Genomic DNA, 20643 nt, shown 5'->3' with positions numbered 1-20643 from the left:
TCTCGGAGGGCTTATCGCACTGCGCTTGCGATGGTAACGCGCGGCGCCGACGCGGCGGACGGGCGCGCCAGCTGCTCGCGGATCGCGGCTTCGGTAACAGCGTAGTCGCCTTCGCCGAAATGGCGATAGACGATCCTGCCCTGGCGGTCGATCAGATACAGCGCCGGCCAGTACCGGTTGCCATAGGCGTTCCAGATACGGAAGCCGTTGTCCTGCACGACCGGATAACCGATGCCCAGACGCTTCACCGCCGCGCGGACATTGGCGCCGACCCGCTCGTAGCCGTATTCGGGCGTGTGCACGCCGATCACCACCAGGCCCTGCGCGGCGTATCGCTGGTGCCATTGCGAGACATGCGGCAGCACGCGGAGGCAGTTGATGCACGAGTAGGTCCAGAACTCGACCAGCACCACCTTGCCGCGCAGCTTAGGCAACGACAACGGTTCGCTGTTGATCCAGGAACCGCCGCCGGCAAGGTCGGGCGCGACGGTGGAGGTCACGGAGCCCTTGCCCTGGGCGGCCGCCTCCGGCCAGGCCAGGGCGGTCGCGATGGCGACAGCCGCAACAGTGACGGCGGCGGCGGTGAACAATGCAGCAAAGGATTTCGGCATGGTCATAGTCCGGTGGAGATCGAAGGAAGCCATGGCAGCAGCCAGGCGATGAGCGCGGTATCCAGTTGCGCGAGTTGCAGCAGGGCCATGGCCACCGCCACCACGCCGAATGCGCGGCGCAGCCAGCCGGTATGCCGTTGCAGCGAGGCCATGCGCGCGGCGGCCCAACGACCGCCGTAAATCACCGCCATCAACGGCGCCGCCGCGCCGAGCGCGTACATGCCCAGCAGCGCGCTGGCCCGCGCCGGGTCCTGCGCACCGGCGGCGAGCGCCAACACCGAAGCCAGGATCGGGCCGGCACAGGGCGTCCAGGCGATGCCGAGCGAGACCCCGACCAGCAGCGCACCGCCCGGCCCGGCGGCGCGCGGCCGCCAAGCCAGCAGCCGCGACCCGGCCAGCCAACGCGCTTGCACCCGCTCGAACACCTGGGGCCACACGCAGGACAACCCCGCGAGCAGCAACACCGTTATCGCGGCCAGGCGCACGGCGGCTTCGAAGCGCCCCGACGACGACGCCAGCAGACCGAGCGCGATGCCGCCGCCGGCGAACGCACCGATAAAGCCGACGCTGATCAGCAGCGGCTCGCGGCGATCGCCGCCGGCGCCGCGCGCCAGCACGATCGGCAGCATCGGCAGCACGCAGGGCGAGAGGAGGGTGGCCATGCCGGCGAGCGCGGCCAGGGCGAGAGCGATCACCTCAGCCTCCGCTATCGGCGGCGGTGGCAGCGGCCTGGATTCCGGCGGCTTCGAGAATCGCGTCGGTCACCGCGCCCGGTTGCGACAACAGCGACACATGGCTGGCCGACAGCGAATGCACTTGCGCGCCGATGCGGCGGGCGGTCGCGGCCTGCAACTGCGGCGACAGCATGCGGTCGTGTCGCGACAGCACGTACCAGCTCGGCTTGCCGCGCCATGCGGCTTGGGTCACCGGCTCGGCCAGGGCGCTCGCCTTCAGCGGTCCCTGAGTGCGGTAGATCAGGCGCGCCGTCGCCGGCTTGAGGTCCGGGGCGAAATCCTCGCGCACCGCCGCTTCCGGCAAGGACAAAAAACCCTCGCGTTCGAGCAGACGGCTCAAGCCCGGCGCGACCGGATAGCCCTGCCCTTGTTGGGCGGAGTTCTCGCCGGCATCGGGCGCGAACGCGGCGACATAGACCAAGGCCGACACCTTGGGGTCGTTACCGGCCTCGGTGATGACCGTGCCGCCCCAGGAGTGGCCGACCAACACCACCTTGCCGGGCGCGGCCCGGATGGCACGGCGGGTCGCGGCGACGTCGTCTTCCAATGAGGTCAGCGGGTTCTGCACCGCCACCGCGGGCACGCCCCAGGACGCCAGACGTGGAATGACCTGGCCCCAGCTGGAGCCGTCGGCGAAGGCGCCGTGGACCAGTACGACCGTCAGTGCGTGCGGATCGAGCGGGCGGACGTGCTCGGCGGCCACAGACGAGCCGGCGGTCGCGGCCAACAGCGAGGCGAACAACAGTGTGCGGATCATGGGGACACTCCTGGACTTGGGAGTGGCCATTGCACGTCGCGGCTGTATCGCCTGTGTTTCCGCGCGCATCGCTTCTTGTATCGCAAGACCTCGCCGGCGGCGCCGGATACGTTCGCTTACAAACCCCTGCCGCCGCGCCGGCACGGAACGCCCGGCGCCGGGGGCATGCCGGGTCCTGCCACGGCCGGCAGCGTCGCGGCCCGGCCGATTCGTATCGCAATGTATCCGCGGCCGCGCGCGGCCACATTGGTACACAAATCCGCGCTTCGCCCGACACCCTGCGGATACGTCGCGATCGCGTAATGGCTCCCGGTCTTTCGCCACTCGTCCAGCCAGGAGCCTCGCATGTTGCCGTCCTTCATCACCCGCCTCGGCCCGCGCCTCGATCGCGTCGGAGCATCGCTGTCGCCGCTCGGTCTGCGCGTCCTGCTGGCCTGGGAGTTCTACGAAGCCGGCATCGAAAAACTGCACGGCCAGAACTGGTTCGCCGACATCGCCCAGCGCTTTCCGTTTCCATTCTCGCGCCTCAGCCCCGATCTCAACTGGACCATGGCGACCTGGCTCGAACTGGGCTGCAGCCTCGCCCTGCTGCTCGGCCTGGGCACGCGCGCCGTCGCGTACGTCTTGTGGGTGCTGACGGTGGTGGCGATCGCCGCGGTGCACTGGCCCGAGCACTGGAACGGCCTGGCCGAGCTGTGGCGCGGCTATGCGATCAGCGACGAGGGCTTCGGCAACTTCAAGCTGCCGCTGATCTATCTGGTAATGCTGTTGCCGCTGATGCTCGGTGGCGGCGGCTCGCTGAGCCTGGACCGGCTGTTCCGGCGCGCGGCACCCGACCTCGCGCGCGGCGACTTGCTCGGCTGGGGCGTGGTCGCGGTCGCCCTGTGCCTGCCGCTGAGCGCACTGCTGCCCTTGCCGGCGACGATCGGCGCGTTGATCGGGCTGGCCTCGATCGCCTTGCACCTGACGAAATCGCGCCGGCCGGCGCCGGCCTTGTCCGCGGCCTGATCGGTTTCGCCCCTTCCCCTGCTTCCCTGCCGCCACCGCGGCATTCATCCCGCACGCCTGGCGTGCATCCCACCGGAGTACCACCCATGTCCACCTCCCACTCCCGCAACTCCCTCGTCGGCGCACTGAGCATCGTCCTGGCCGGCGGCGCACTGTTCGGCGCTCAAGCGATGGCCGCGCAACCGCAGGCCCTGACCGGCTTCGCAGGTATCGCCGCGGCCGAAGGCAAGTGCGGCGAAGGCAAATGCGGTGCCGCCAAGACCGGCACGTCGGCGAAGAAGGCCGTGGCCGAAGGCGCTTGCGGCGAAGGCAAGTGCGGCGACGCCTCGTTCGCCAAGACCGACGGCAACCACGACGGCAAGGTGTCGCGCGCCGAGTTCCTCGCCGTCGCCGCCGGCCGCGCGGCCGACTTCGACCGCATCGACCGCGGCCGCGACGGCTACATCAGCGAGGCCGAAGCGCACGACTTCCTCAAGCGCACCTACCAGGCCAACGGCAAACCCATGCCGAAGGGACTGTTCTCGCAGATCGCCGACTGAAACCCGCGCCGCCATCGCCCTGCGGTGGCGGCGCTCATCCACGCGGAGCACCGCCATGAACCAGACATTGCCTGCGGCCTCGGCCGGCCTCGGCCTGCGCCGCGGTCTGATCGACGAGTTGCTTGGGCTGGCGCCGGGCCAGGTCGATTTCCTCGAATGCGCGCCCGACAACTGGATCGGCGTCGGCGGCCATTTCGGCGAGGCCCTGGCCGAACTGTCGGCACGGTTTCCGATCACCTGCCACGGTCTGTCGCTGTCGCTCGGCGGCACCGACCCGCTCGATGGCAAGCTGCTCGCCGATACGCGCCGCTTTCTCGATCGCCACCGGGTCGGCCTGTACAGCGAACACCTGAGCTATTGCGCGGTCGGCGGTCACCTCTACGATCTGCTGCCGTTGCCGTTCACCGACGAGGCGGTGCGGCATGTGTCGGCGCGCATCGCCCAGGTCCAGGACACGCTGGGCCGGCGCATCGCGGTGGAGAACATCTCCTACTACGCGACGCCGCAGCCGGCGATGAGCGAAATCGACTTCATCAACGCGGTGTTGGCGCAGGCCGACTGCGATCTGCTGCTCGACATCAACAACGTCTTCGTCAATGCCTGCAATCACGGCTACGACGCGCTGGATTTCATCGCGCGCATTCCGCCCGAGCGCGTGGCCTCGTACCACGTCGCCGGGCACCTGGACCAGGACGACGGTTTCAAGGTCGACACCCATGGCGCACCGGTGAAAGCCCTGGTCTGGGCCCTGCTCGAACAGGCGCATCTGCGCTTCGGGGCAAGACCGACCCTGCTCGAACGCGACTTCAACTTCCCGGCCTGGGACGAACTGCTCGGCGAGCTCGCGCAGATCCGCGCGCTGCAGGCCGAGGCCGTCCGCTCGATGCATCCATCGGAGCTCGGCCATGACTGAATCGTTGAGAACCCTGCAACTGGCGTGGGCGCGGCACCTGCGCGACCCGTCGCATCCGCCGCTGCACGACGTAGCGCCGCAGCGCATGGCGCTGTACCGGTCCCTGTGCGTGGGCGCGGTCGAGAATCTATTGGCCAGCAGCTTCCCGCGGTTGCGCCGGGCGTTGCAGGCACCGGGCTGGCAGGCGTTGGTAACCCGCTTCTATGCGCGGCATCGCTGCGAGACGCCGCTGTTCCCCGAAGTCGGCGGCGAGCTCGTCGACTACCTGAGCCAGGCCGATACCTCCGACCTGCCCGGCTGGGTCGCGGAACTCGCGCATTTCGAGTGGACCCGGCAAGCGCTGTTGCTGGCCGCAACCACCGCGCCGGCGACAGGCTGCGTACCGATGACCGCCGACAGCGTGCCGATGCTGTCGCCGCTGGTGCGCGTATGCGGCTATCGCTGGCCGGTGGATGCCGCCGAAGCCGGGCTGAGCGGCCTCGAAGACCCACCCGATGCGCCGACCTTGCTGATCGTCCAACGCGGCGCCGATCACGAGCTGCGGACCCTGCGCGTAACGGCTTTCAGCTATCGCTTGTTGCTCGCAGTGTCGGCGCAGCCGCTGAGCAGCCGCGATCACCTACGGGCCTTGGCGGAGGAAGCGGGCGAACCGGCCGATCGCCTCCTCGAGCACGGCCTCGATGTGCTCGCGCGGTTACAAGCCCTCGGCATCGTCGACTCCCAGGTCCACACGACCGGCTCCGCCGGAAACTCCCGCCCCCATTCGAACCCGAGCACTGGAGCATCCGCATGACCGCCTCCTCCGTCCTGCAACGCCTCACCGGTTGGCGGCTGTTCCTGCTGCTGGCCGTCGTCCTGTGCGCCATCGCGGCAGCCGCTTTCCTGATCGGCCCCGACGCGGTCGAAGGCAGCCGCCGCGCCATCCGTGTGACCGCGCGCACCTCGTTCGTGCTGTTCCTGGCGGCCTTCACCGCCTCCTCGTTCGCGATCCTGTTGCCCGGCGACTTCAGCCGCGCACTGTTGAGAGAGCGGCGCATCGTCGGGCTGTCGTTCGCGTTCTCGCATTTGCTGCATGCGTTCGCGATCTACGCATTCGGCCAGCTCGACCCGGCGTTCTGGCCGAGCCGTTCGGCGCTGACCAACGTCCCCGGCAGCCTCGGCTACGCCTTCATCGCGCTGCTCGCGATCACCTCGTACCGGCCCCTGGCACGGCGCCTGGGACCGACCGCCTGGCATCGCCTGCACGTCGCCGGCATGTGGATCATCGCCACGATCTTCGCCTACTCGTACTTCAAACGGGTGCCGGTCAATTTCTGGTACGCGGTGCCGTCGGCGCTGCTGTTCACCGCGGTGGTGATCCGCCTGATCGCCAAACGTGCGCAGGCCATCAAGCGTGGCGCGCGCACCGCGCCGTCGGCAGGGCCGCTGAGAACGCAGCCATGAGCGCGGCAAGCTGGCCGCCAGGATCGTGACTGCGCAGCGGTGAGGACCTACGCAGCGGCAGTCATGCGGCCCGCGGCTTGATCCAATTGCCGGCTGAGCTCCTCGTCGGCGCGAAGGTAGATGGCCGGCATCGGCTCGACCGGCTCGCGCGCATGCGCCACGCCCATTGCCCACGCGGCCGAGGTCGAGGACTGGTGTCGATCCAGCGCGGCGCGCAACGCATTGAGTCGAGTCGCGACCTCGTCGCCGCGCAGAATCGCGACGTACTCGGGCGTACCGGTGATGCGGTCGATGTGATCGCCCAGATCGTGGCGCAAGCCCTGGTCGAGAACCTGGTCGAGGGCTTGCAGCAGCTTCTCGGTCGCGCGCTCGCCCAGTCTTGCGACGAGTTCGGCATAGCCTTGGATGCGGATCACCGCGATCGTCAAAGACTGTGGCGCGCGCTCCGGGCCGGGCGCCTTCGCCTGTGGTTGCAACAGGGTCTTTACCTCGGCGACGTGCTTGCCGCGGTGCGCCTCGATCAGGGCCGAGGTCACCCGCGACAGCGACCGCAGCGCATTCCTCTGCTGCTCGTCCAGCGTACGCGGGGCCTGATCGAGTACGCAGACCGTGCCGATCGCCGCGCCTTGCTCGGTCAGCAGCGGCACGCCGGCGTAGAAGCGCGCGCGGCCGTCGCGCACATAAGGAAATTCGCTGAAGCGCGGGTCGCTCGCCAGATCCCGCACCTCGAACAGCTCGGCGGGTTTGCGGATCGCGTGATCGCACACCGCCATGCTGCGAGGCATCTCCCGCTCATCGATACCGAGCTTGGCCTTGAACCATTGGCGGTCGCGGTCGACCAGCGAGATCAGCGCGATCGAGGTGTCGCAGATCGCCGCGGCCAGACACACCAGGTCTTGATACACCGGCTCCGGCAGGCTGTCGACGATGCGCGTCTGATCGAGCGCGCGTTGGCGTTCGGTTTCGGGTTTCATGGCGATGACGTTCACGGCATAGCTCCGGTGACGTGATCGGAACTACAACGCCGGCCACGTTAGGCGGTGGTGAATTCACGACCTGCATGAATGCCGAAAGTTGCCCGCGGGATGGAGCAGCCCCCCTTCTCCAACGGCGGAACGGCGGCATCCGATTACGATGAGATGCCTTGCTCGGACTGCGCGTTCCGATTGCGCGTTCGCTCAGTCGCGCGATCGCTGCGGATGCTTGCGCGTGCGGGCACCGATGGCGCCGGATGCGGCGGCCTGGACAATGCGGCGGAAGGTCGGGCATTCCATGTGGCTCGGCGCCTTGCACGCCGCGGCGTGGCGCAGGCCGTCGCGCATGGCGCTGAGCTGGCGAATGGTCCGGTCGAGCTCGTCGGCCTTGGCGCGCAGTTGCTCGCGATCGATGCGCGGGGGGCCATCGGGCGCGACCATCGATGCGATCTCGTCGAGGCTGTAGCCGGCGGCGCGTCCGAGCGCGATCAGCGCCAGCCGTTCCAGCACGCCGTCTGCGAACACGCGGCGCAGGCCGCGCCGGCCGATCGGGGCGATCAGGCCTTTTTCTTCGTAATAGCGCAGGGTCGAGGCAGGCACTCCGGAGCGCTGCGCCACCTCGGCGATGTCCAGTTCCTTCACCCTCTTGACCTCAAGTCGACTTGAATTGGCACAGTGCCGCTTCCGCCGCTGGATGGCAATCAGGACACGGACATGAACACCGCATACGACGCCGGCAACGAACAGGCGCAGCTCTGGAACGGCCTGGCCGGACAGGCCTGGGTCGACGCCCAGGCGTTGCTCGACGGCATGTTCCGACCCTTGCAGGACCGGCTCGTCGAAGCGGTTTCCGCATCGGCGCGCGAGGTGCTGGACATCGGCTGCGGCACCGGCGCGGTCGCGCTCGCACTGGCACGTCGGCTCGGCGCCGCGGGCCGCTGCGTCGGCATCGATATTTCCGAACCGATGATCGCGCTGGCGCGGACGCGGGCCGATGCCGAAGGCGGGTCCGCCGAGTTCCTGTGCGCCGATGCGCAAACCCATGCCTTCGCACCGGCGCGCTTCGATGCAATCGTTTCGCGCTTCGGCGTGATGTTCTTCGCCGACCCGGTCGCCGCCTTCGCCAATCTTCGGCGGGCCGCGAAACAGGGCGCCGAGTTGCACCTCATCGCCTGGCGCGGCGCCGCCGACAACCCGTTCATGACCACGGCCGAACGCGCCGCCGCCCCGCTGCTGCCGACGCTGCCCGCGCGCAAGCCCGATGGCCCCGGCCAATTCGCTTTCGCCGATGCGCAGCGCGTCCGTCGCATCCTCGACGACAGCGGCTGGGCGGAGATCGATATCCAACCTATCGAGGCGACCTGCAGTTTCCCGGAGAGCGAACTGGTCCGCTACCTGAGCCGGCTAGGGCCGCTCGGCCTGTTCCTGCAGGAAGCCGACGAGCGCACCCGCGCTGAAGTCGTTAAAACGGTACGCGCCGCGTTCGATCCCTATGTACACGGCGCTGAAGTCCGCTACAGGGCCGCCTGTTGGATGATCGGCGCGCGCGCCTGGTCTGCGCCGGCGTCGAACGGCGCAGACCGTGCCTGAGCTTGTCGAAGCGCTCATGCGTACCGCCGCCATCGGAATTGGTGCGACGGCGCTGATGGACCTCTGGGGTCTCCTCCGGACCCGGCTGTTGCGCATGGCCGCGGCCGATTACGGCCTGGTCGGCCGTTGGATCGCTTACTTGCCGCGCGGACGCTTCCGCCACGACCCGATCGCCGCGACGCCGCGCGTGCGCGGCGAACGCGCGATCGGCTGGACCGCCCATTATCTGATCGGCATCGCCTTCGCGGCGGTGCTGCTCGCCATGTGGGGACTCGACTGGGCGCGCCAGCCGAGCCTCGCCCCGGCCTTGATCGTCGGCATCGGCAGCGTCGCCGCACCGTTTCTGCTGATGCAGCCGGGCATGGGCGCCGGCCTCGCCGCGCGCCGCACGCCGCGCCCCGGCGTCGCGCGTCTGCAGAGCCTGATCACCCACGCCGTGTTCGGGGTCGGGCTGTACCTGGCGGCGGTCGCGGCAAACGGGCTGGCTGGGCTCCAGGCGCGCATGGCCTGAGCCGGCCCGGTGGCTCGAGGTGATCGCCGAGCCACGGATGAGTGGCGCCTGCGTGTCAGGCCACTGTCTTCGGGTCCTGCTTCGCCTTCTTGGCGACGGCCTTCGCGGCCGGCTTGTCTTCGTCGCTTTTCGCCAGCTTGGCCAGGGCCTTGGTCGCCTTGGCCGTGCCCTTGCCGTCGCGCGCGACGATCGCCGCGGCCAGCACCGCCAGGCCGGCGAAGATTTCGAATGAAGCCGGCAAGCGCCGGCTACGTTTGCCGTGTACGGCGCTCAGTCGACCGTGCACGGCAGGGTCACGGTCACGCTCGCTCCGCTCGCCAGCGTGCCGAGGGGGACACCGGCCTCAAGCGCTGCCATCGTCAGCCCGCCGGGGCAGGCGCTGCCGGTGCAGGTCGGCGTTCCGTTGCAGGTCAACCCGCTGCGGCCGGCCGCCTGGTCGCGCAGGATCGCACCGGTGACGGCGTCCGGGCCGTTGTTGGTGACGATGATCGAGTAGGTGGTGGTCGCGCCGCGGGTCAGCGTATCGGTGCCCTGATCGTCGGGACCGGAGCCTGGGGTGTTGGTCTTGCTGATGACCAGGTTGGCTAGCGGTGCGCGGGTATTGGAGAAGGTGCAAGTCAAATCGTCGCCGGCCGCGGCGGTCAGGTTGAAGCTGGCGCCGCTGCCGCTCGGCGCTTGTCCGCCGGCGAGCGCGTTGCTGCAGGCATAGGCGGTCGTGTAGTTGGCCAGGTTGGCGCCGGCCGCGCCGGCCTCGGTGAAGCTGTAGCTCGCCGCGACCGCGCCGTTCAACACGGCCTCGCCGGTCGCGATGCTGCCGGTGCCGGTGGTCGTTGCCGTGGCCGGGCCGCCGGTGCCGGCGATGCTGAGGGCGAACTGGTCGGCATCGACGAAACGGCCCAACGGTAGCGTTTTGCGCAAGCGCAGGATCGGCTGCTTCTGGAACACCAACGGACCGCTGGCGGTGTCGTTGGCGGTGTTGTAGTCGTTGTTGGTGGTGTCGCCGTCGCCGTCGGGCACGCTGCGGCCGAGCGCGGCATTCGCGGTGTAGGTGCCGCTGAGCGTCGGCGAGTTGACCGTGACCGGAATGGTGAAGCTGACCGTGCCGCCGCTGCCGCCTGGCGAGGCCGAGCCGGCGAGCGGGGTCGGGTTGAGCGCGCAAGTCACGATGGTGTTGGCGCCATTGGCGGTGCAGTTGGCCGGCAAGGCGCCGGCGGTCCAACCGGCCGGCAGGGTCGCGACCACGGTGAAGCCATCGTTGCCGTCTGTCGCACCGGGGCCGCGGTTGGTCGCGGTCAGGACGATGTTCTGCAGCTGGCCGTAGTTGCCGTACACCGGCGCCGGCGTGGTCAAGGTCACCGCGATGTCGGGCAGGCCGTTGACCACCAGCGGGCAGGCCAGGTCCTGTTCGTCGGTGCGGGTCGCGTTGGTGCAGGAGGTCGTCAAGACATAGGTGTTGGCGGCGATGCCGGCCGGCGCGATCGGCGTAGCCGAGTAGCCTGAGCCGGGAATCACGTACAGCTCGTTCGCGCTCTCGAATTGGGTAACGTTGTTGACGCCGGCCGCGCGCGGATCGCGCACGGCCATGTTGCCGCTGGTGTGAGTCAGCTGCGCGGTCCAACCGCCTGCGCCCAAGGCGGTCGACCAGGCGAAGTCGGTGAAGTTGAGTGCGGCGGAGAAGCGCGCTTGTACGAACTGGCCGCAGCGTTGCTGGATGCCGTCGATGCCCTCGCCTCCCAGGCGTCCAAGGTAGCCGACTTTTACGGTATCGATAGTGTCGGCACAGAACGGGCTGCGAAGCGTATGCACGGCATAGGCCTCGTTGATGCCGATATCCTGCGTCGACGAGCTCGCCGCCGAACGTTTGACCCAGTCGTTCGCATCCAAGACCAAGGCATAGCAGATGTGCCGGACCGAGCTCGGCCAGACGCCGGCTCCCAGATAGTTACGGTCGTAGCCACCGCCTCGTCCTACGACCTGATTGGCGGCGCAGGTATTTTCAAGCTCCGTGTTTCTTTGATCGTAGCTGGGAAAGTCGGTAAACGCGGCATCGTTCGTTACCGTGACGCTCACGCCATCGGTCGCGATGGACGCGCAACGCAAATCGTAATCGACGGTCATGCCGTCGGCGGAGTTGGCCGGCCCTATCGCGCGGTCGGTATGGCGGCCGCCGACCACTACCTTGTTCGCAGCGCAGTCCCGATTGGCGGTATTCGGATGAGGCGAGCCTACCAGCCCAGCGTCCGTGACCACGTTGCCGATACCGATGCCCTGCTGCGCGAACACCGAGGCCGCGGGCAGCGCCGACAGCAGCGACACCAGCAGCAGGGCGCAAGACCGGCTGCGGATCGGCAGCGCCGTCTGCGGCGAACGTTCTGTCTTGAACATGCTCGGGTCCCCACAATCAATCGGCAGCGGCGACGATGAAGCGGCGTGGATGGCAGGCAGGCTCGGCCCAGGCGCGCGCGCCGACGGCGTTGCGGGCCCTTCGAGCAGGCCGCGGCTCGATCGAGCCAGCAGCCGATTCGCCGGATAGATCCGATCCGCCATGATCCACAGTAACGCTTCGAGGACGGTCGAGGTTCGCAGCGCCTTCCGGCATCGCTTCTTCATCTGAGTGTTCCACTTGGTCGCCAGCCGTACGGACGGAGCCCGCAAGCCGGTTACCGTTGCTATTTAGTGATGCAAGTCACAAAAACCGTGCCAACCTCCGATATCAACCAGATGTGCCGGGGTTACCGCGTCCCGAGCTGGGCCAGTCCGGCCGAAGCCCCTTGGGCAGCGTGCAGAATGCGGCAGTTTCTGACCCTCACGGCCAAAGCACATTAGTGGCCGGCGAGCTGGGTCCCGGCGAACCAGGTCGGCCGGCTTGAAGCCCCATCGCGGGCCCGGACCGGTCGTCTATTCGCCATCGCTGCATTCGCAAGCGTCGCTCGCCGGCCCTCGCTTATCGACGGCCAGCGATTCGTACTGCCCCCATGGGGTCCGCATCGTTCGCGGGAATGCCGGATCGAAGGCCAGGAGGATGACCGCTGTCGAACCCAACTGTCGTAGTCGTATAGGAATCTCGACACCATGGGGAGACGGCTGCTTGGGCCGCCGACGAATCCGGGCCATGCCGCGATCGCAGTATCGCCACCACCGCAACGCAACCGGCGCGAGCGAGCTTCGATCGAGCCGCGCGCGCAGAAGCGCCGCATTGCCTGTGACCCGGGTCGCGCGCAAGCTTGCGGCGGCATGGTCACCCCCTCTTTACGTCGGCAGCCCTAGCCTCCGGACGAGGTGGGCCGCGGCGGGTGCAGCGAAGCGCGTCACGATAAGCAGGCAGAGCCGAGGCGCACTCTAGGGCCAGCCACCTTGTGCAGGAGGGCAGTGTGAGCGACGCACCCGCAATGCCCAAGCATCCCTGGACGGACTACGCGCTGATGGCGCTGCTGATCGGGACCTCGGCCTGGGCCTCGCTGACCCTCTCTCGCGGCCCCGGCGAACTCGCTGCCGTCTGGATCGGCAACGGCATCCTGGTCGGCTGGTTGTTGTCGCGCGCCACCGCCCACTGGCCGGGTTACATCGTCCTGGCCTTCGCGGTCGAGTTCGCGGCGCGGCTGGCGACCGCGGAAACCGTCGCCCAGGCCGCACCGATCTCCGCGACCAATGTGGTGGAAGTGCTGATCGTCGCCGGCGTGGTCAGGCGTTTCGTGCCGAACGTCGGCGACCCGAAACGCTGGATCAGTCTGGGCGGCATCGCCACCACGAGCACCCTGGTGGCCTGCGTCACCTCCGGGCTGATCGCGGCGTCGATCATCACGGCCCTGCACTCGACCTCGTTCGTCATCGACTTCGTCACCTGGTTCGCCGCGCACGTCGTCGGTATGGTGATCTTCGCCACCTCGACCCTGGTCGTGCATCGCGAGGGCAAGGGCCTGATCGTCGCGCCCGGCCGGCGCTGGTCGTTCGTCCTCACCATGCTGTTGCTCGCCGTGATCAGCCTGGCGATCTTCCTGTCGCGCTATCCGATCCTGTTCATGGCCTACCCGGTGTTGCTGCTGGGCGCGTTCCGCCATCGCTTCGCCGGCGTGGCGGTGGGGGTGATTCTGCTGACCCTGATCGGCAGCACGGCGACGGCGCTCGGCTACGGGCCGTTGTGGCTGGTCGACGGCTTCGGTACCGCCGGGCGGGTCGCGTTGCTGCAGCTCTATATCGCCGGCGGTTGCCTGATGACGATCCCGGTCGCGCTGGCGATGGCCGAACGCAAGCGGCTCGTGGCCGGGCTGCGCGAGAGCGAGCACCGCTATCGGCTGCTGGCGGACTATTCGCACGACGTGATCGTGCGCATGCGCATCGACGGCGAGCGCATCTACGTCTCGCCTTCGGCCCAGGACATCCTGGGCTGGAGCCCCGCCGAAATGCTCGGCACGCGGACCAGCCTGATCCATCCCGACGATCTGCAGCGGCAAACCCAGATCATCGCCGACGCCATCGCCTCGCACGAGCCGGTCACCTCGACCTACCGCGTCCGTCACAAGGAAGGCCATTACGTCTGGATCGAGGCGGTCACCCGCACCATTCCGTCGACCGCCGGCGAAGGATTCGATCTGATCTACGCAGGCCGCGACGTGACCCGCCGCGTCATCGCCGAGCAGGCCCTGGAAGCCAACCGCCTGGAACTGAGGCGCCTAGCCCTGGTCGACCCCCTGACCGGGCTGGCGAACCGACGCCAGTTCGACGAACGCATGGCGCTCGCGCTCGCGCGCCTGCAACGGCACGGCACGCCGACCTCGCTGATGTACCTCGATATCGACCACTTCAAACGCATCAACGACAGCTACGGCCACGCCGCCGGCGACGAGATCCTGCGCGTATTCGCCCATCGCCTGTTGAACTGCGTGCGCAGCAGCGACTTGGCCGCGCGCCTGGGCGGCGACGAGTTCGTGGTGCTGATCGAGGATGCGTGCGTGCCTCAGGCGGCCGAGGCGGTGGCTCGCAAGCTGATCAAGATCATGAACCAGGACGTCGTCGTCGACGGCACCACGATCCGCATCACCACCAGCATCGGCATCGCCTACACCCACGTGCCGACCGATGCGGCGACTTTCATGTCGGTCGCCGATGCCGCGCTGTATCACGCCAAGCGCGAACGCAACACCTTCCACATCGAATCGGTGACCGCGCCGCCGCCGGGCAATGTCGAGAACGGTTTCGCCTGAGCCTCGGCACGACGCCCCGGTCGCACGGGCCTTCAATAGTTGACATTGTCATCTCGGCGTCCCGACAATCCGTCGCTCGTCCATGATGGAACGCCCGTGCCGGCCAGCCGCGACATCGAGATACTCAACCTGGTCAACACGATCATGCATCAGGCCACCGCGCGCATGCAGCGTTCGCTGCGCGAAGCCGAGCTCGGCCTGGCGGCGATGGAAGCCCGCACATTGCGCTTCGTCGCACGCAATCGCGGCTGCACCCAGAACGACATCGTCCGCGAGAGCGGGCGCGACAAGGCCCAGATCGCGCGGATCGTCAAGACTCTGCTGGAGCGCGGCCACGTCGAGCGCATCGACAACGAAGCCGGCGAGAAACGCCAGCGCCTGTGCCTGACGGCGAGCGGGGCCGAAACGCATGCCGAGGCCGAGGCCTTGCGTGCGGTGGTGGCGAAGGAGCTGTTGCAAGACCTCAGCCAGAGCGAACGCAAACTGCTCGAAGGCCTGCTGCTGCGCATGTCGCATGGCCCGACGTCCGACCCGGGCTGACCGCCAACAAGTTGACTTTATCAACTCATATCATGATAGTTGACAATATCAACTCAACGCCGGCGCGGCATCGCGCGGGCGCGGCTTAGCTCTACGGGAGTCATCGACATGACCCAGGCTGCGAACGAAACCGCCGGCGCACCCGCGCCCGCGCACTCCAGCGAGGCACTCGACGCGCTGCGCCGTACCCTGTCGCAGCAGCCCCCGGCGGTGCTGATCGACGGCACCTGGCGTGCCTGCGTATCGGGCCGCACGCTCGAAGTCGACGACCCGGCCAGCGGAAACCGCATCGCCATGATCGCCGCCAGCGACGGCCACGACATCGATCTGGCGGTCGCCGCAGCCCGGCGCGCGTTTCGCGACGGTCCCTGGCCGCGCCTGCCCGCATCGAAGCGCGCCGCTCTGCTGTTCGCCCTGGCCGACGCCATCGAAGCCCGGCAAGAGGAATTCGCCCTGCTGGAATCGCTCGATGCCGGCCACAGCCTGGCCTCGATCCGCAAAGGCGACCTGCCGCTGGGCCTGCGCTCCTTGCGCGACTACGCCGGCTGGGCCACGAAGATCGCCGGCGAAGTGCCGATGCGCTCGGCCGACCAATCGGGCATGGACTACTTCCTGCGCGAACCGATCGGCGTCGCCGCCATCGTCACGCCCTGGAACGCGCCCTTTCTGATGGTGCTGCAGAAGCTCGCCGCCGCCCTCGCCGCGGGTTGCACGACGGTGATCAAGCCGGCCGAACTGGCGCCGCTGTCGGCGCTGCGCATCGGCGAGCTCTGCCGCCAGGTCGGCATCCCGGCGGGCGTCGTCAACATCGTCACCGGCGAGGGCGCGAGCGCCGGACAGGCGCTGGCCGATCATCCCGATGTCAACCTGATCAGCTTCACCGGCTCGACCGAGGTCGGCCGATCGATCATGGTCGCGGCCGCGCGCAGCAACCTGAAGCGGGTCGTGCTCGAACTCGGCGGAAAGTCTCCGGTCGTGGTCTTCGCCGATGCCGATCTCGACAAGGCGGCGCAGGCCATCGTCGCCGAGATCGCTTTCAAGAGCGGCCAGTATTGCGCAGCGGGATCGCGCGTCTTCGTCCAGCGTTCGATCCACGGCGTCTTGCTCGAGCGGATGCTCGCGGCGATGGACCGCCTGCGCATCGGCGCCGGCTACGACGAGGCGACCGAGATGGGGCCGATGATTTCGCAGCGGCAACGGCAGCGTGCCGAGGCCATCATCCAGCACAGCCTCGCCGCCGGCGCACGGGCGCTGCGCGGCGGCCGCGCGCGGCCGGGCCCGGGCTATTTCTTCGAGCCGACCTTGTTGACCGAGGCCAGCGCCGATATGCGGATCGCACAAGAAGAGATCTTCGCACCCGCGATCGTGGTGACCCCGTTCGCCGACGACGCCTCGCTCGCTGCCGTCGCCGCGCTCGCCAACGATTCGCGCTACGGCCTGTCGGCGAAGCTGTGGGCGCGCGACCTGGGCACCGTGCACGGCCTGATCGGCCGGCTCGAAACCGGCCAGGTCATCGTCAACGGCGGCGGCGGCGAAGCCACCCTGCCGTTCGGCGGCGTCAAGCAATCCGGCTACGGCCGCGAGAACGGCCACATCGGCCTGTCGGCGTTCACCGAGATCAAGGCGGTGCGCCTGGGCTATTGAGACCCGGCACGGCCGCAGGCAGCCGGCGCAAGGACACCGGGCTCAACCCCGATAACCGGTGCCGGGTCTGCGGCGCGCGAATTGCCCGCACAGATAGGTTTCCTGCACGAGGCGATCGTGCCGCCCATGCACCGCCCAGAACTCGTTCTTCGAGGTGACCCGAAGGTACTCGTCCTTGATGTTGCGGAAACACAACATGCTGCCGAACGAGGCCTGCCCGTAGTGGCTGTAGTCGGAATAGAGGCAGTTGATGCAGGCCTTGAGGTAAACCCCGTCGGGCAATTGCCGCTGCAGGTCGAGCAGTTCGAGCTCGAACAGATCGCCCGTGCCGGCGGAAACGAAATCGGATCCGGCGAAGGCGAGCCTCAGCCTCAGGCGTTGGCTGTCCAGACGGCCGTCGCTACTTGTCGCGCCCAGTTCGATGGTCGCCTGCACGGTGCCGATCACGGTCGTCTGGGAGCCGTTCGCCGCCGGCATCGCCACCGGCAGGGCGATATCCACCGTGAACCGGCATTCGCACAGATCGCCCCGGTTAAACGAGAACGATGCAAGCCGGTGTTCGGGCGTTCCCGCCACCGCTTCCAGCATGTCGAAGTCGCTGCCCGCGAAATCGACGCCGCGAATCGTGGTCCTCAGTTCGCTACCGTCGTTGCGGAACTGCAGGGGTTCTTCGCCGTGCTTGTCTCGATAGGTCCCCGGGTGGATCGTTTCGCTCATCGCAGCCCCTACGCCCCTCGCATCCGCCGAAAGTATATCCACGGCGTTCAACGGCGAGCCCGGCTGCGCCGGCCTGTGCTTTGTCCGGCCTGTCGCTTATCCGGCCTGTCCCTTATCCGACCGATTCCCCGTTTTCGACAGGGGGCCCGGAGCACCTACGCATGCGGCGAGCGGCAGGCAACGAAACCTCCCTCCTCCATCGAACCGCTTCGCCGCCCAAGCCGAACATCGATCCAGATCGAGCGGAGGCGCATCGTGAGAACATTGCTCGCAGTGGCACTGATGACGACGGCCGCGCAAGCCTGGAGCACGCCGGTGGCGGGCTCGCTGGGGGTGCGCTGGAACGCCGGCGCGCCGGATTGCGCGGCGACACCGCAACCGCCGCTGCAAGCGCACGCCTATGAGCCGCAGACCGTGATCCTGCGCCAAAGCCCCTGCGCCGACTTCGAAGCGAACTTTCTTTACCTGTTGATCGGCAGCGACCGCGCCTTGCTGATCGACACCGGCGCGGTGGCCGATCCGGACCGGATGCCGCTGGCCAAGACCGTGCTCGATCTGCTGCCGAGCAAGCACGGCGCAAAACTGCCGTTGCTGATCGTGCATAGCCATGGCCATGCCGATCATCGCGCCGGCGATGCGCAGTTCGCTTCGCTGCCCTCGGTCCGGATCGCGCCGACGCAGTTGCCCGAGGCGGGGACTTTTCTCGGTCTCGGCGATTGGCCGAACGGCGTCGCCCGCATCGACCTCGGCGGCCGCAGCGTCGAAGCGATCGCGACCCCGGGCCATCACCCCAGCCACATGAGTTTCTACGACGGCCGCACCGGCCTGTTCTTCTCCGGCGATTTCCTCTTGCCCGGCCGTCTGTTGATCGACGATATCGACGCGTATCGCGACAGCGCGGTGCGCGCCGCGGAGTTCCTGAAGGCCCGTCCCGTGGCTCACATCCTAGGCGGGCACATCGAACTCGACCTCGACGGCCAGGCCTATCCCCACGGCGCCGAGCACCATCCGCGCGAACGCCCGCTGCAATTGAGCCGGCAGGACTTGCTCGCCCTGCCGGCCGCACTCGACGGCTTCAACGGCTTCTACGCACGGCACCCGACTTTCATCCTGTCCAACCCCGTCCGCAACCTGCTGGCGATAGCAGCCGGCGTCCTGGTGCTGCTCGCCCTGGCGATCTACGCCGTGCGAGGTGCGCTGCTGCGGCGGCGGAAACGGGCACAAGCAACCAACCGATAACCACCGGCCAAGGGCCAACAGCATCGTCGAGGAGTGCCATGAGTGAAAGCGTGTCGGCAGAAACCCGTTCCACCCTGCTCGCCCACGAGCACAGCTATCGTCGCTCGGCGTGGTGCTGGAAGGTCGGATATCGCGCACTGTTGGTGACTTCGGCCTTGCTGAGCTCTTTCGCCGCCATCGTCGGCAAGATCGAGATCCTCGGCTTCGGCCATCCGGGCGACGTCGCCTCGATCGCCGCGGCGGCCGCAGCCGTCATCACCACCCTGATCGCGGCCCTGGACTTCGAAACCAATTCTCGTGCGAACCGACGCTCCCGGCACGAGGTCAGAATCCTGCTGATCGAAGCCGAGAAATCCACCGCCGACAACGACGCCCTGCTGGCCGGGCTCCAGGATGTGGTCAGACGCCGCAGCGACGAACTCTACAAGCTCGACTAAGCAGGCTCGACTGAGCCGGTTCGACTAAGCGGGCTCGACTAAGCCGGCTCGATCGAGCCGGCCAGCGTGCGCCGGCCCGATGGTGAGCCTGGCGGCGAATGCGGTCAGGGCTCTACCCGGCAACCGCCAATATATCGGTCGCACGATGGCCCTCGTGGGTCCCGTCGACGAGGAAGACGTCGCCGACCGAGTTGTCGCTGCGCAACGGCACGATGGCCTGGTAGGCGGGCGATTCGTACCACGCCTTCGCCTTGGCCATATCGGCAAAGCCGATCAGGATCAGATGCCCGGGAAAGCTGCCCTCGACCACCTGCGGCTGCGCGCCATGCACGAGGAAGCGGCCGCCGAACGGTTCCAGGGTGGCGTCGATCCGCTGCAGATACTCGACGATGGCGGGATTGAACGAGACTTCGCGAAGATGAGCGACGGCGTAAGCTGGCATGGTGCGTCCTGTAAGGGTTGGATGAGCGACGCTGGCCCAGCGATCATGGGTGTACCCGGATGCGCCGCGAGCGGCGCGAGGAAACGCGGTGGAGACTCGCAAGGACCTGCGCATTCGCTTCGCGTCGGCCGCAATCGCGGCGCTGGCCTGGTTCGGCGTGCTGCTGCAGTTGTGGCTGTCGATACGGCTGGCCCAGCATAACGGCAAGTCGGCGTTCGACGGCCTGATCGCCTTGCTCGGCTACTTCACCGTCCTGACCAATCTGTTCGTCGCGCTGGTGTTCTCGCAGCCTTTCGTCTTCGGCGACACCCGCTTCGGAAGATGGCTCGGAGGCGACATGCTGCGGGGCTGCGCCACCACCTCGATCGCGATGGTCGGTATCGCCTATCACTTCCTGTTGCGCAATGTATGGGCGCCGGAAGGCTGGCAGTGGGTCGCCGACGTCGCCCTGCACTACGCGACGCCGCTGGCGGCCCTCGGGTATTGGCTCGCCTTTCCGCCCGCGCGCGCGCTTGCCTTGCGGTCGGTGCTGATCTGGTGCCCGTACCCGGCGGCGTATCTGCTCTATGCGCTCGTACGCGGCGAGCTGCTCGGGTCCTATCCCTACCATTTCATCGACGTCGGCGCCCTGGGTTACGGCAAGGTGCTGGTCAATTCGCTGTGGCTGCTGCTCGGCTTCGTCCTCGTCGGCGGCGCGATCGTCGGCCTGGCGCGTCGGCGCGTTCGATAGTCCTCGCTCAAACCCGATGCAACCGACGTAGCGGCAGCGACTCCTGCTCCCGCTGGTGGGAGAAGGTGGCCGAAGGCCGGACGAGGGCGCAGGCGCCGCAGCCCTGCGAGCGCGACGTCCTTCCGACGGAGGTTCAACGCTCAAACTGAAGCAGGCCGCCCTTCCCTGCCGCTCGGATCGGCGCCGAGCAGATCCTCGTGCAGGTTGAACACGTCGTCGCCGTCCACGCCGGGGTCGCCGAGCGCGTACAGCGTGCCGAATACCGCCTCGTAGGCGGCGTCACGCATCAACAGGCACAGGTCGCGCGGGTCGGCGCCCAATGCGAGCAGACGCCCGATCGCCGCGCCGCTGTCGGCGAAGGGCGCGTCGGGCCGCTGCTCGCAGTGGGCGGCGATGCGCTGGGGCACCGCCTCGTCCAGATTCGGGTCGATCACTTCCTGCCACAGGTGCCGCAGCAGTTCTTCGCGCGTGGCCATGTCGGTGCTTCGGCTTTCGTGATCCGGTTCAGAAGGATAGGCAAGACGTGCCGGCGAGTCGCTCGCCGGTCGCGCAAGGCTGCATCATGGCCGAGGCCGCGATGCGCTCACGGGCGCATCGCGACGGACCGGCGGTG

The 20643-nt window shown here is 68.1% G+C and carries 23 protein-coding genes; 13 read left to right on the top strand and 10 right to left on the bottom strand.

The window, feature by feature from the left end:
- Nucleotides 1–11 precede the first annotated feature (11 nt).
- From GLA29479_RS01595 to GLA29479_RS01585, 3 genes are read right to left on the bottom strand one after another with little or no spacing between them, the layout of a single operon-like run.
- Nucleotides 12–590: a thioredoxin family protein gene (locus GLA29479_RS01595; RefSeq protein WP_425478869.1), complete on the bottom strand. Its 579-nt coding sequence runs from the start codon at nucleotides 588–590 to the stop codon at nucleotides 12–14.
- Between the two features lie 23 nt (nucleotides 591–613).
- On the bottom strand, nucleotides 614–1306 hold the full coding sequence (locus GLA29479_RS01590; RefSeq protein WP_057919721.1) for a cytochrome c biogenesis CcdA family protein: 693 nt from the start codon (nucleotides 1304–1306) through the stop codon (nucleotides 614–616).
- A 1-nt stretch (nucleotide 1307) separates the two neighbouring features.
- A complete protein-coding gene (locus GLA29479_RS01585) occupies nucleotides 1308–2102 on the bottom strand; it encodes an alpha/beta fold hydrolase (RefSeq protein WP_057919722.1) in 795 nt (264 codons plus the stop codon).
- Between the two features lie 345 nt (nucleotides 2103–2447).
- Between GLA29479_RS01585 and GLA29479_RS01580 the strand changes: the two genes are divergently transcribed.
- The 5 genes from GLA29479_RS01580 (at nucleotide 2448) to GLA29479_RS01560 (ending at nucleotide 6005) form a co-directional block, all read left to right on the top strand.
- Nucleotides 2448–3110, top strand: a complete 663-nt coding sequence (locus GLA29479_RS01580) for an HvfX family Cu-binding RiPP maturation protein (protein ID WP_057919723.1) — start codon at nucleotides 2448–2450, stop codon at nucleotides 3108–3110.
- An 86-nt stretch (nucleotides 3111–3196) separates the two neighbouring features.
- Entirely contained in the window at nucleotides 3197–3649 is a 453-nt protein-coding gene (locus GLA29479_RS01575) for an HvfA family oxazolone/thioamide-modified RiPP metallophore (protein ID WP_057970569.1), read from the top strand.
- Nucleotides 3650–3704: 55 nt separating this feature from the next.
- A complete protein-coding gene (locus GLA29479_RS01570; protein ID WP_057919725.1) occupies nucleotides 3705–4562 on the top strand; it encodes an HvfB family MNIO-type RiPP peptide maturase in 858 nt (285 codons plus the stop codon).
- Nucleotides 4555–5355, top strand: coding sequence for an HvfC family RiPP maturation protein (locus GLA29479_RS01565; RefSeq protein ID WP_057919726.1), 801 nt, complete (start codon nucleotides 4555–4557; stop codon nucleotides 5353–5355). Before GLA29479_RS01570 ends, GLA29479_RS01565 begins: the two co-directional genes overlap by 8 nt.
- Nucleotides 5352–6005, top strand: coding sequence for a cytochrome b family protein (locus tag GLA29479_RS01560; RefSeq protein ID WP_057919727.1), 654 nt, complete (start codon nucleotides 5352–5354; stop codon nucleotides 6003–6005). Before GLA29479_RS01565 ends, GLA29479_RS01560 begins: the two co-directional genes overlap by 4 nt.
- 47 nt (nucleotides 6006–6052) lie before the next feature.
- Here GLA29479_RS01560 and GLA29479_RS01555 read toward each other — a convergent pair whose 3' ends face one another.
- Both GLA29479_RS01555 and GLA29479_RS01550 read right to left on the bottom strand, forming a co-directional pair.
- Nucleotides 6053–6994 (bottom strand): GAF domain-containing protein, encoded by a 942-nt coding sequence (locus GLA29479_RS01555; RefSeq protein WP_057919728.1) that lies wholly within the window; start codon nucleotides 6992–6994, stop codon nucleotides 6053–6055.
- A 189-nt stretch (nucleotides 6995–7183) separates the two neighbouring features.
- Nucleotides 7184–7621, bottom strand: coding sequence for a helix-turn-helix domain-containing protein (locus GLA29479_RS01550; RefSeq protein ID WP_057919729.1), 438 nt, complete (start codon nucleotides 7619–7621; stop codon nucleotides 7184–7186).
- Between the two features lie 156 nt (nucleotides 7622–7777).
- Between GLA29479_RS01550 and GLA29479_RS01545 the strand changes: the two genes are divergently transcribed.
- Both GLA29479_RS01545 and GLA29479_RS01540 read left to right on the top strand, forming a co-directional pair.
- Nucleotides 7778–8569, top strand: coding sequence for a class I SAM-dependent methyltransferase (locus GLA29479_RS01545; RefSeq protein ID WP_345775649.1), 792 nt, complete (start codon nucleotides 7778–7780; stop codon nucleotides 8567–8569).
- Nucleotides 8570–8585: 16 nt separating this feature from the next.
- Nucleotides 8586–9080 (top strand): DUF2938 domain-containing protein, encoded by a 495-nt coding sequence (locus tag GLA29479_RS01540; protein WP_057919731.1) that lies wholly within the window; start codon nucleotides 8586–8588, stop codon nucleotides 9078–9080.
- A 55-nt stretch (nucleotides 9081–9135) separates the two neighbouring features.
- On the opposite strand, the gene GLA29479_RS01535 is transcribed toward GLA29479_RS01540, so the two are convergent.
- On the bottom strand, nucleotides 9136–9321 hold the full coding sequence (locus tag GLA29479_RS01535) for a hypothetical protein (protein WP_057919732.1): 186 nt from the start codon (nucleotides 9319–9321) through the stop codon (nucleotides 9136–9138).
- A 29-nt stretch (nucleotides 9322–9350) separates the two neighbouring features.
- Nucleotides 9351–11465, bottom strand: coding sequence for a prealbumin-like fold domain-containing protein (locus tag GLA29479_RS01530; RefSeq protein ID WP_057970566.1), 2115 nt, complete (start codon nucleotides 11463–11465; stop codon nucleotides 9351–9353).
- Nucleotides 11466–12451: 986 nt separating this feature from the next.
- Here GLA29479_RS01530 and GLA29479_RS01525 point away from each other — a divergent pair.
- From GLA29479_RS01525 to GLA29479_RS01515, 3 genes are all read left to right on the top strand, one after another.
- Entirely contained in the window at nucleotides 12452–14281 is a 1830-nt protein-coding gene (locus GLA29479_RS01525; RefSeq protein ID WP_144436292.1) for a sensor domain-containing diguanylate cyclase, read from the top strand.
- Between the two features lie 96 nt (nucleotides 14282–14377).
- Nucleotides 14378–14821, top strand: coding sequence for a MarR family winged helix-turn-helix transcriptional regulator (locus GLA29479_RS01520; RefSeq protein ID WP_057970565.1), 444 nt, complete (start codon nucleotides 14378–14380; stop codon nucleotides 14819–14821).
- Nucleotides 14822–14929: 108 nt separating this feature from the next.
- The gene (locus tag GLA29479_RS01515; protein WP_057970564.1) at nucleotides 14930–16465 is read left to right on the top strand and encodes an aldehyde dehydrogenase family protein; all 1536 of its coding nucleotides are present in this window, start codon (nucleotides 14930–14932) and stop codon (nucleotides 16463–16465) included.
- Between the two features lie 42 nt (nucleotides 16466–16507).
- Here GLA29479_RS01515 and GLA29479_RS25120 read toward each other — a convergent pair whose 3' ends face one another.
- Nucleotides 16508–17224 carry a DUF6304 family protein gene (locus tag GLA29479_RS25120; protein ID WP_248842880.1) on the bottom strand — a complete coding sequence of 239 codons (717 nt, stop codon included), beginning with the start codon at nucleotides 17222–17224 and terminating at the stop codon, nucleotides 16508–16510.
- Between the two features lie 213 nt (nucleotides 17225–17437).
- Here GLA29479_RS25120 and GLA29479_RS25115 point away from each other — a divergent pair, with 213 nt between their 5' ends.
- Both GLA29479_RS25115 and GLA29479_RS01500 read left to right on the top strand, forming a co-directional pair.
- Nucleotides 17438–18421 (top strand): MBL fold metallo-hydrolase, encoded by a 984-nt coding sequence (locus tag GLA29479_RS25115; RefSeq protein WP_169795590.1) that lies wholly within the window; start codon nucleotides 17438–17440, stop codon nucleotides 18419–18421.
- Nucleotides 18422–18459: 38 nt separating this feature from the next.
- Nucleotides 18460–18858, top strand: a complete 399-nt coding sequence (locus GLA29479_RS01500; protein WP_057970561.1) for a hypothetical protein — start codon at nucleotides 18460–18462, stop codon at nucleotides 18856–18858.
- 112 nt (nucleotides 18859–18970) lie between these two features.
- On the opposite strand, the gene GLA29479_RS01495 is transcribed toward GLA29479_RS01500, so the two are convergent.
- Entirely contained in the window at nucleotides 18971–19300 is a 330-nt protein-coding gene (locus GLA29479_RS01495; protein ID WP_057919740.1) for a DUF1330 domain-containing protein, read from the bottom strand.
- Between the two features lie 88 nt (nucleotides 19301–19388).
- Between GLA29479_RS01495 and GLA29479_RS01490 the strand changes: the two genes are divergently transcribed.
- Nucleotides 19389–20030, top strand: a complete 642-nt coding sequence (locus GLA29479_RS01490) for a Pr6Pr family membrane protein (RefSeq protein ID WP_057970560.1) — start codon at nucleotides 19389–19391, stop codon at nucleotides 20028–20030.
- A 140-nt stretch (nucleotides 20031–20170) separates the two neighbouring features.
- Here the strand turns inward: GLA29479_RS01490 and GLA29479_RS01485 are convergent, their stop codons facing one another.
- Complete coding sequence (locus GLA29479_RS01485; protein ID WP_057919742.1) at nucleotides 20171–20506, bottom strand: hypothetical protein; 336 nt, start codon at nucleotides 20504–20506, stop codon at nucleotides 20171–20173.
- Between the last annotated feature and the right edge of the window lie 137 nt (nucleotides 20507–20643).

Source organism: Lysobacter antibioticus (assembly GCF_001442535.1).
GTDB classification, from domain to species: domain Bacteria; phylum Pseudomonadota; class Gammaproteobacteria; order Xanthomonadales; family Xanthomonadaceae; genus Lysobacter; species Lysobacter antibioticus.
The sequence above is the reverse complement of the archived record's forward strand: the minus strand, read 5'-3'. Positions and strand labels throughout refer to the sequence as shown.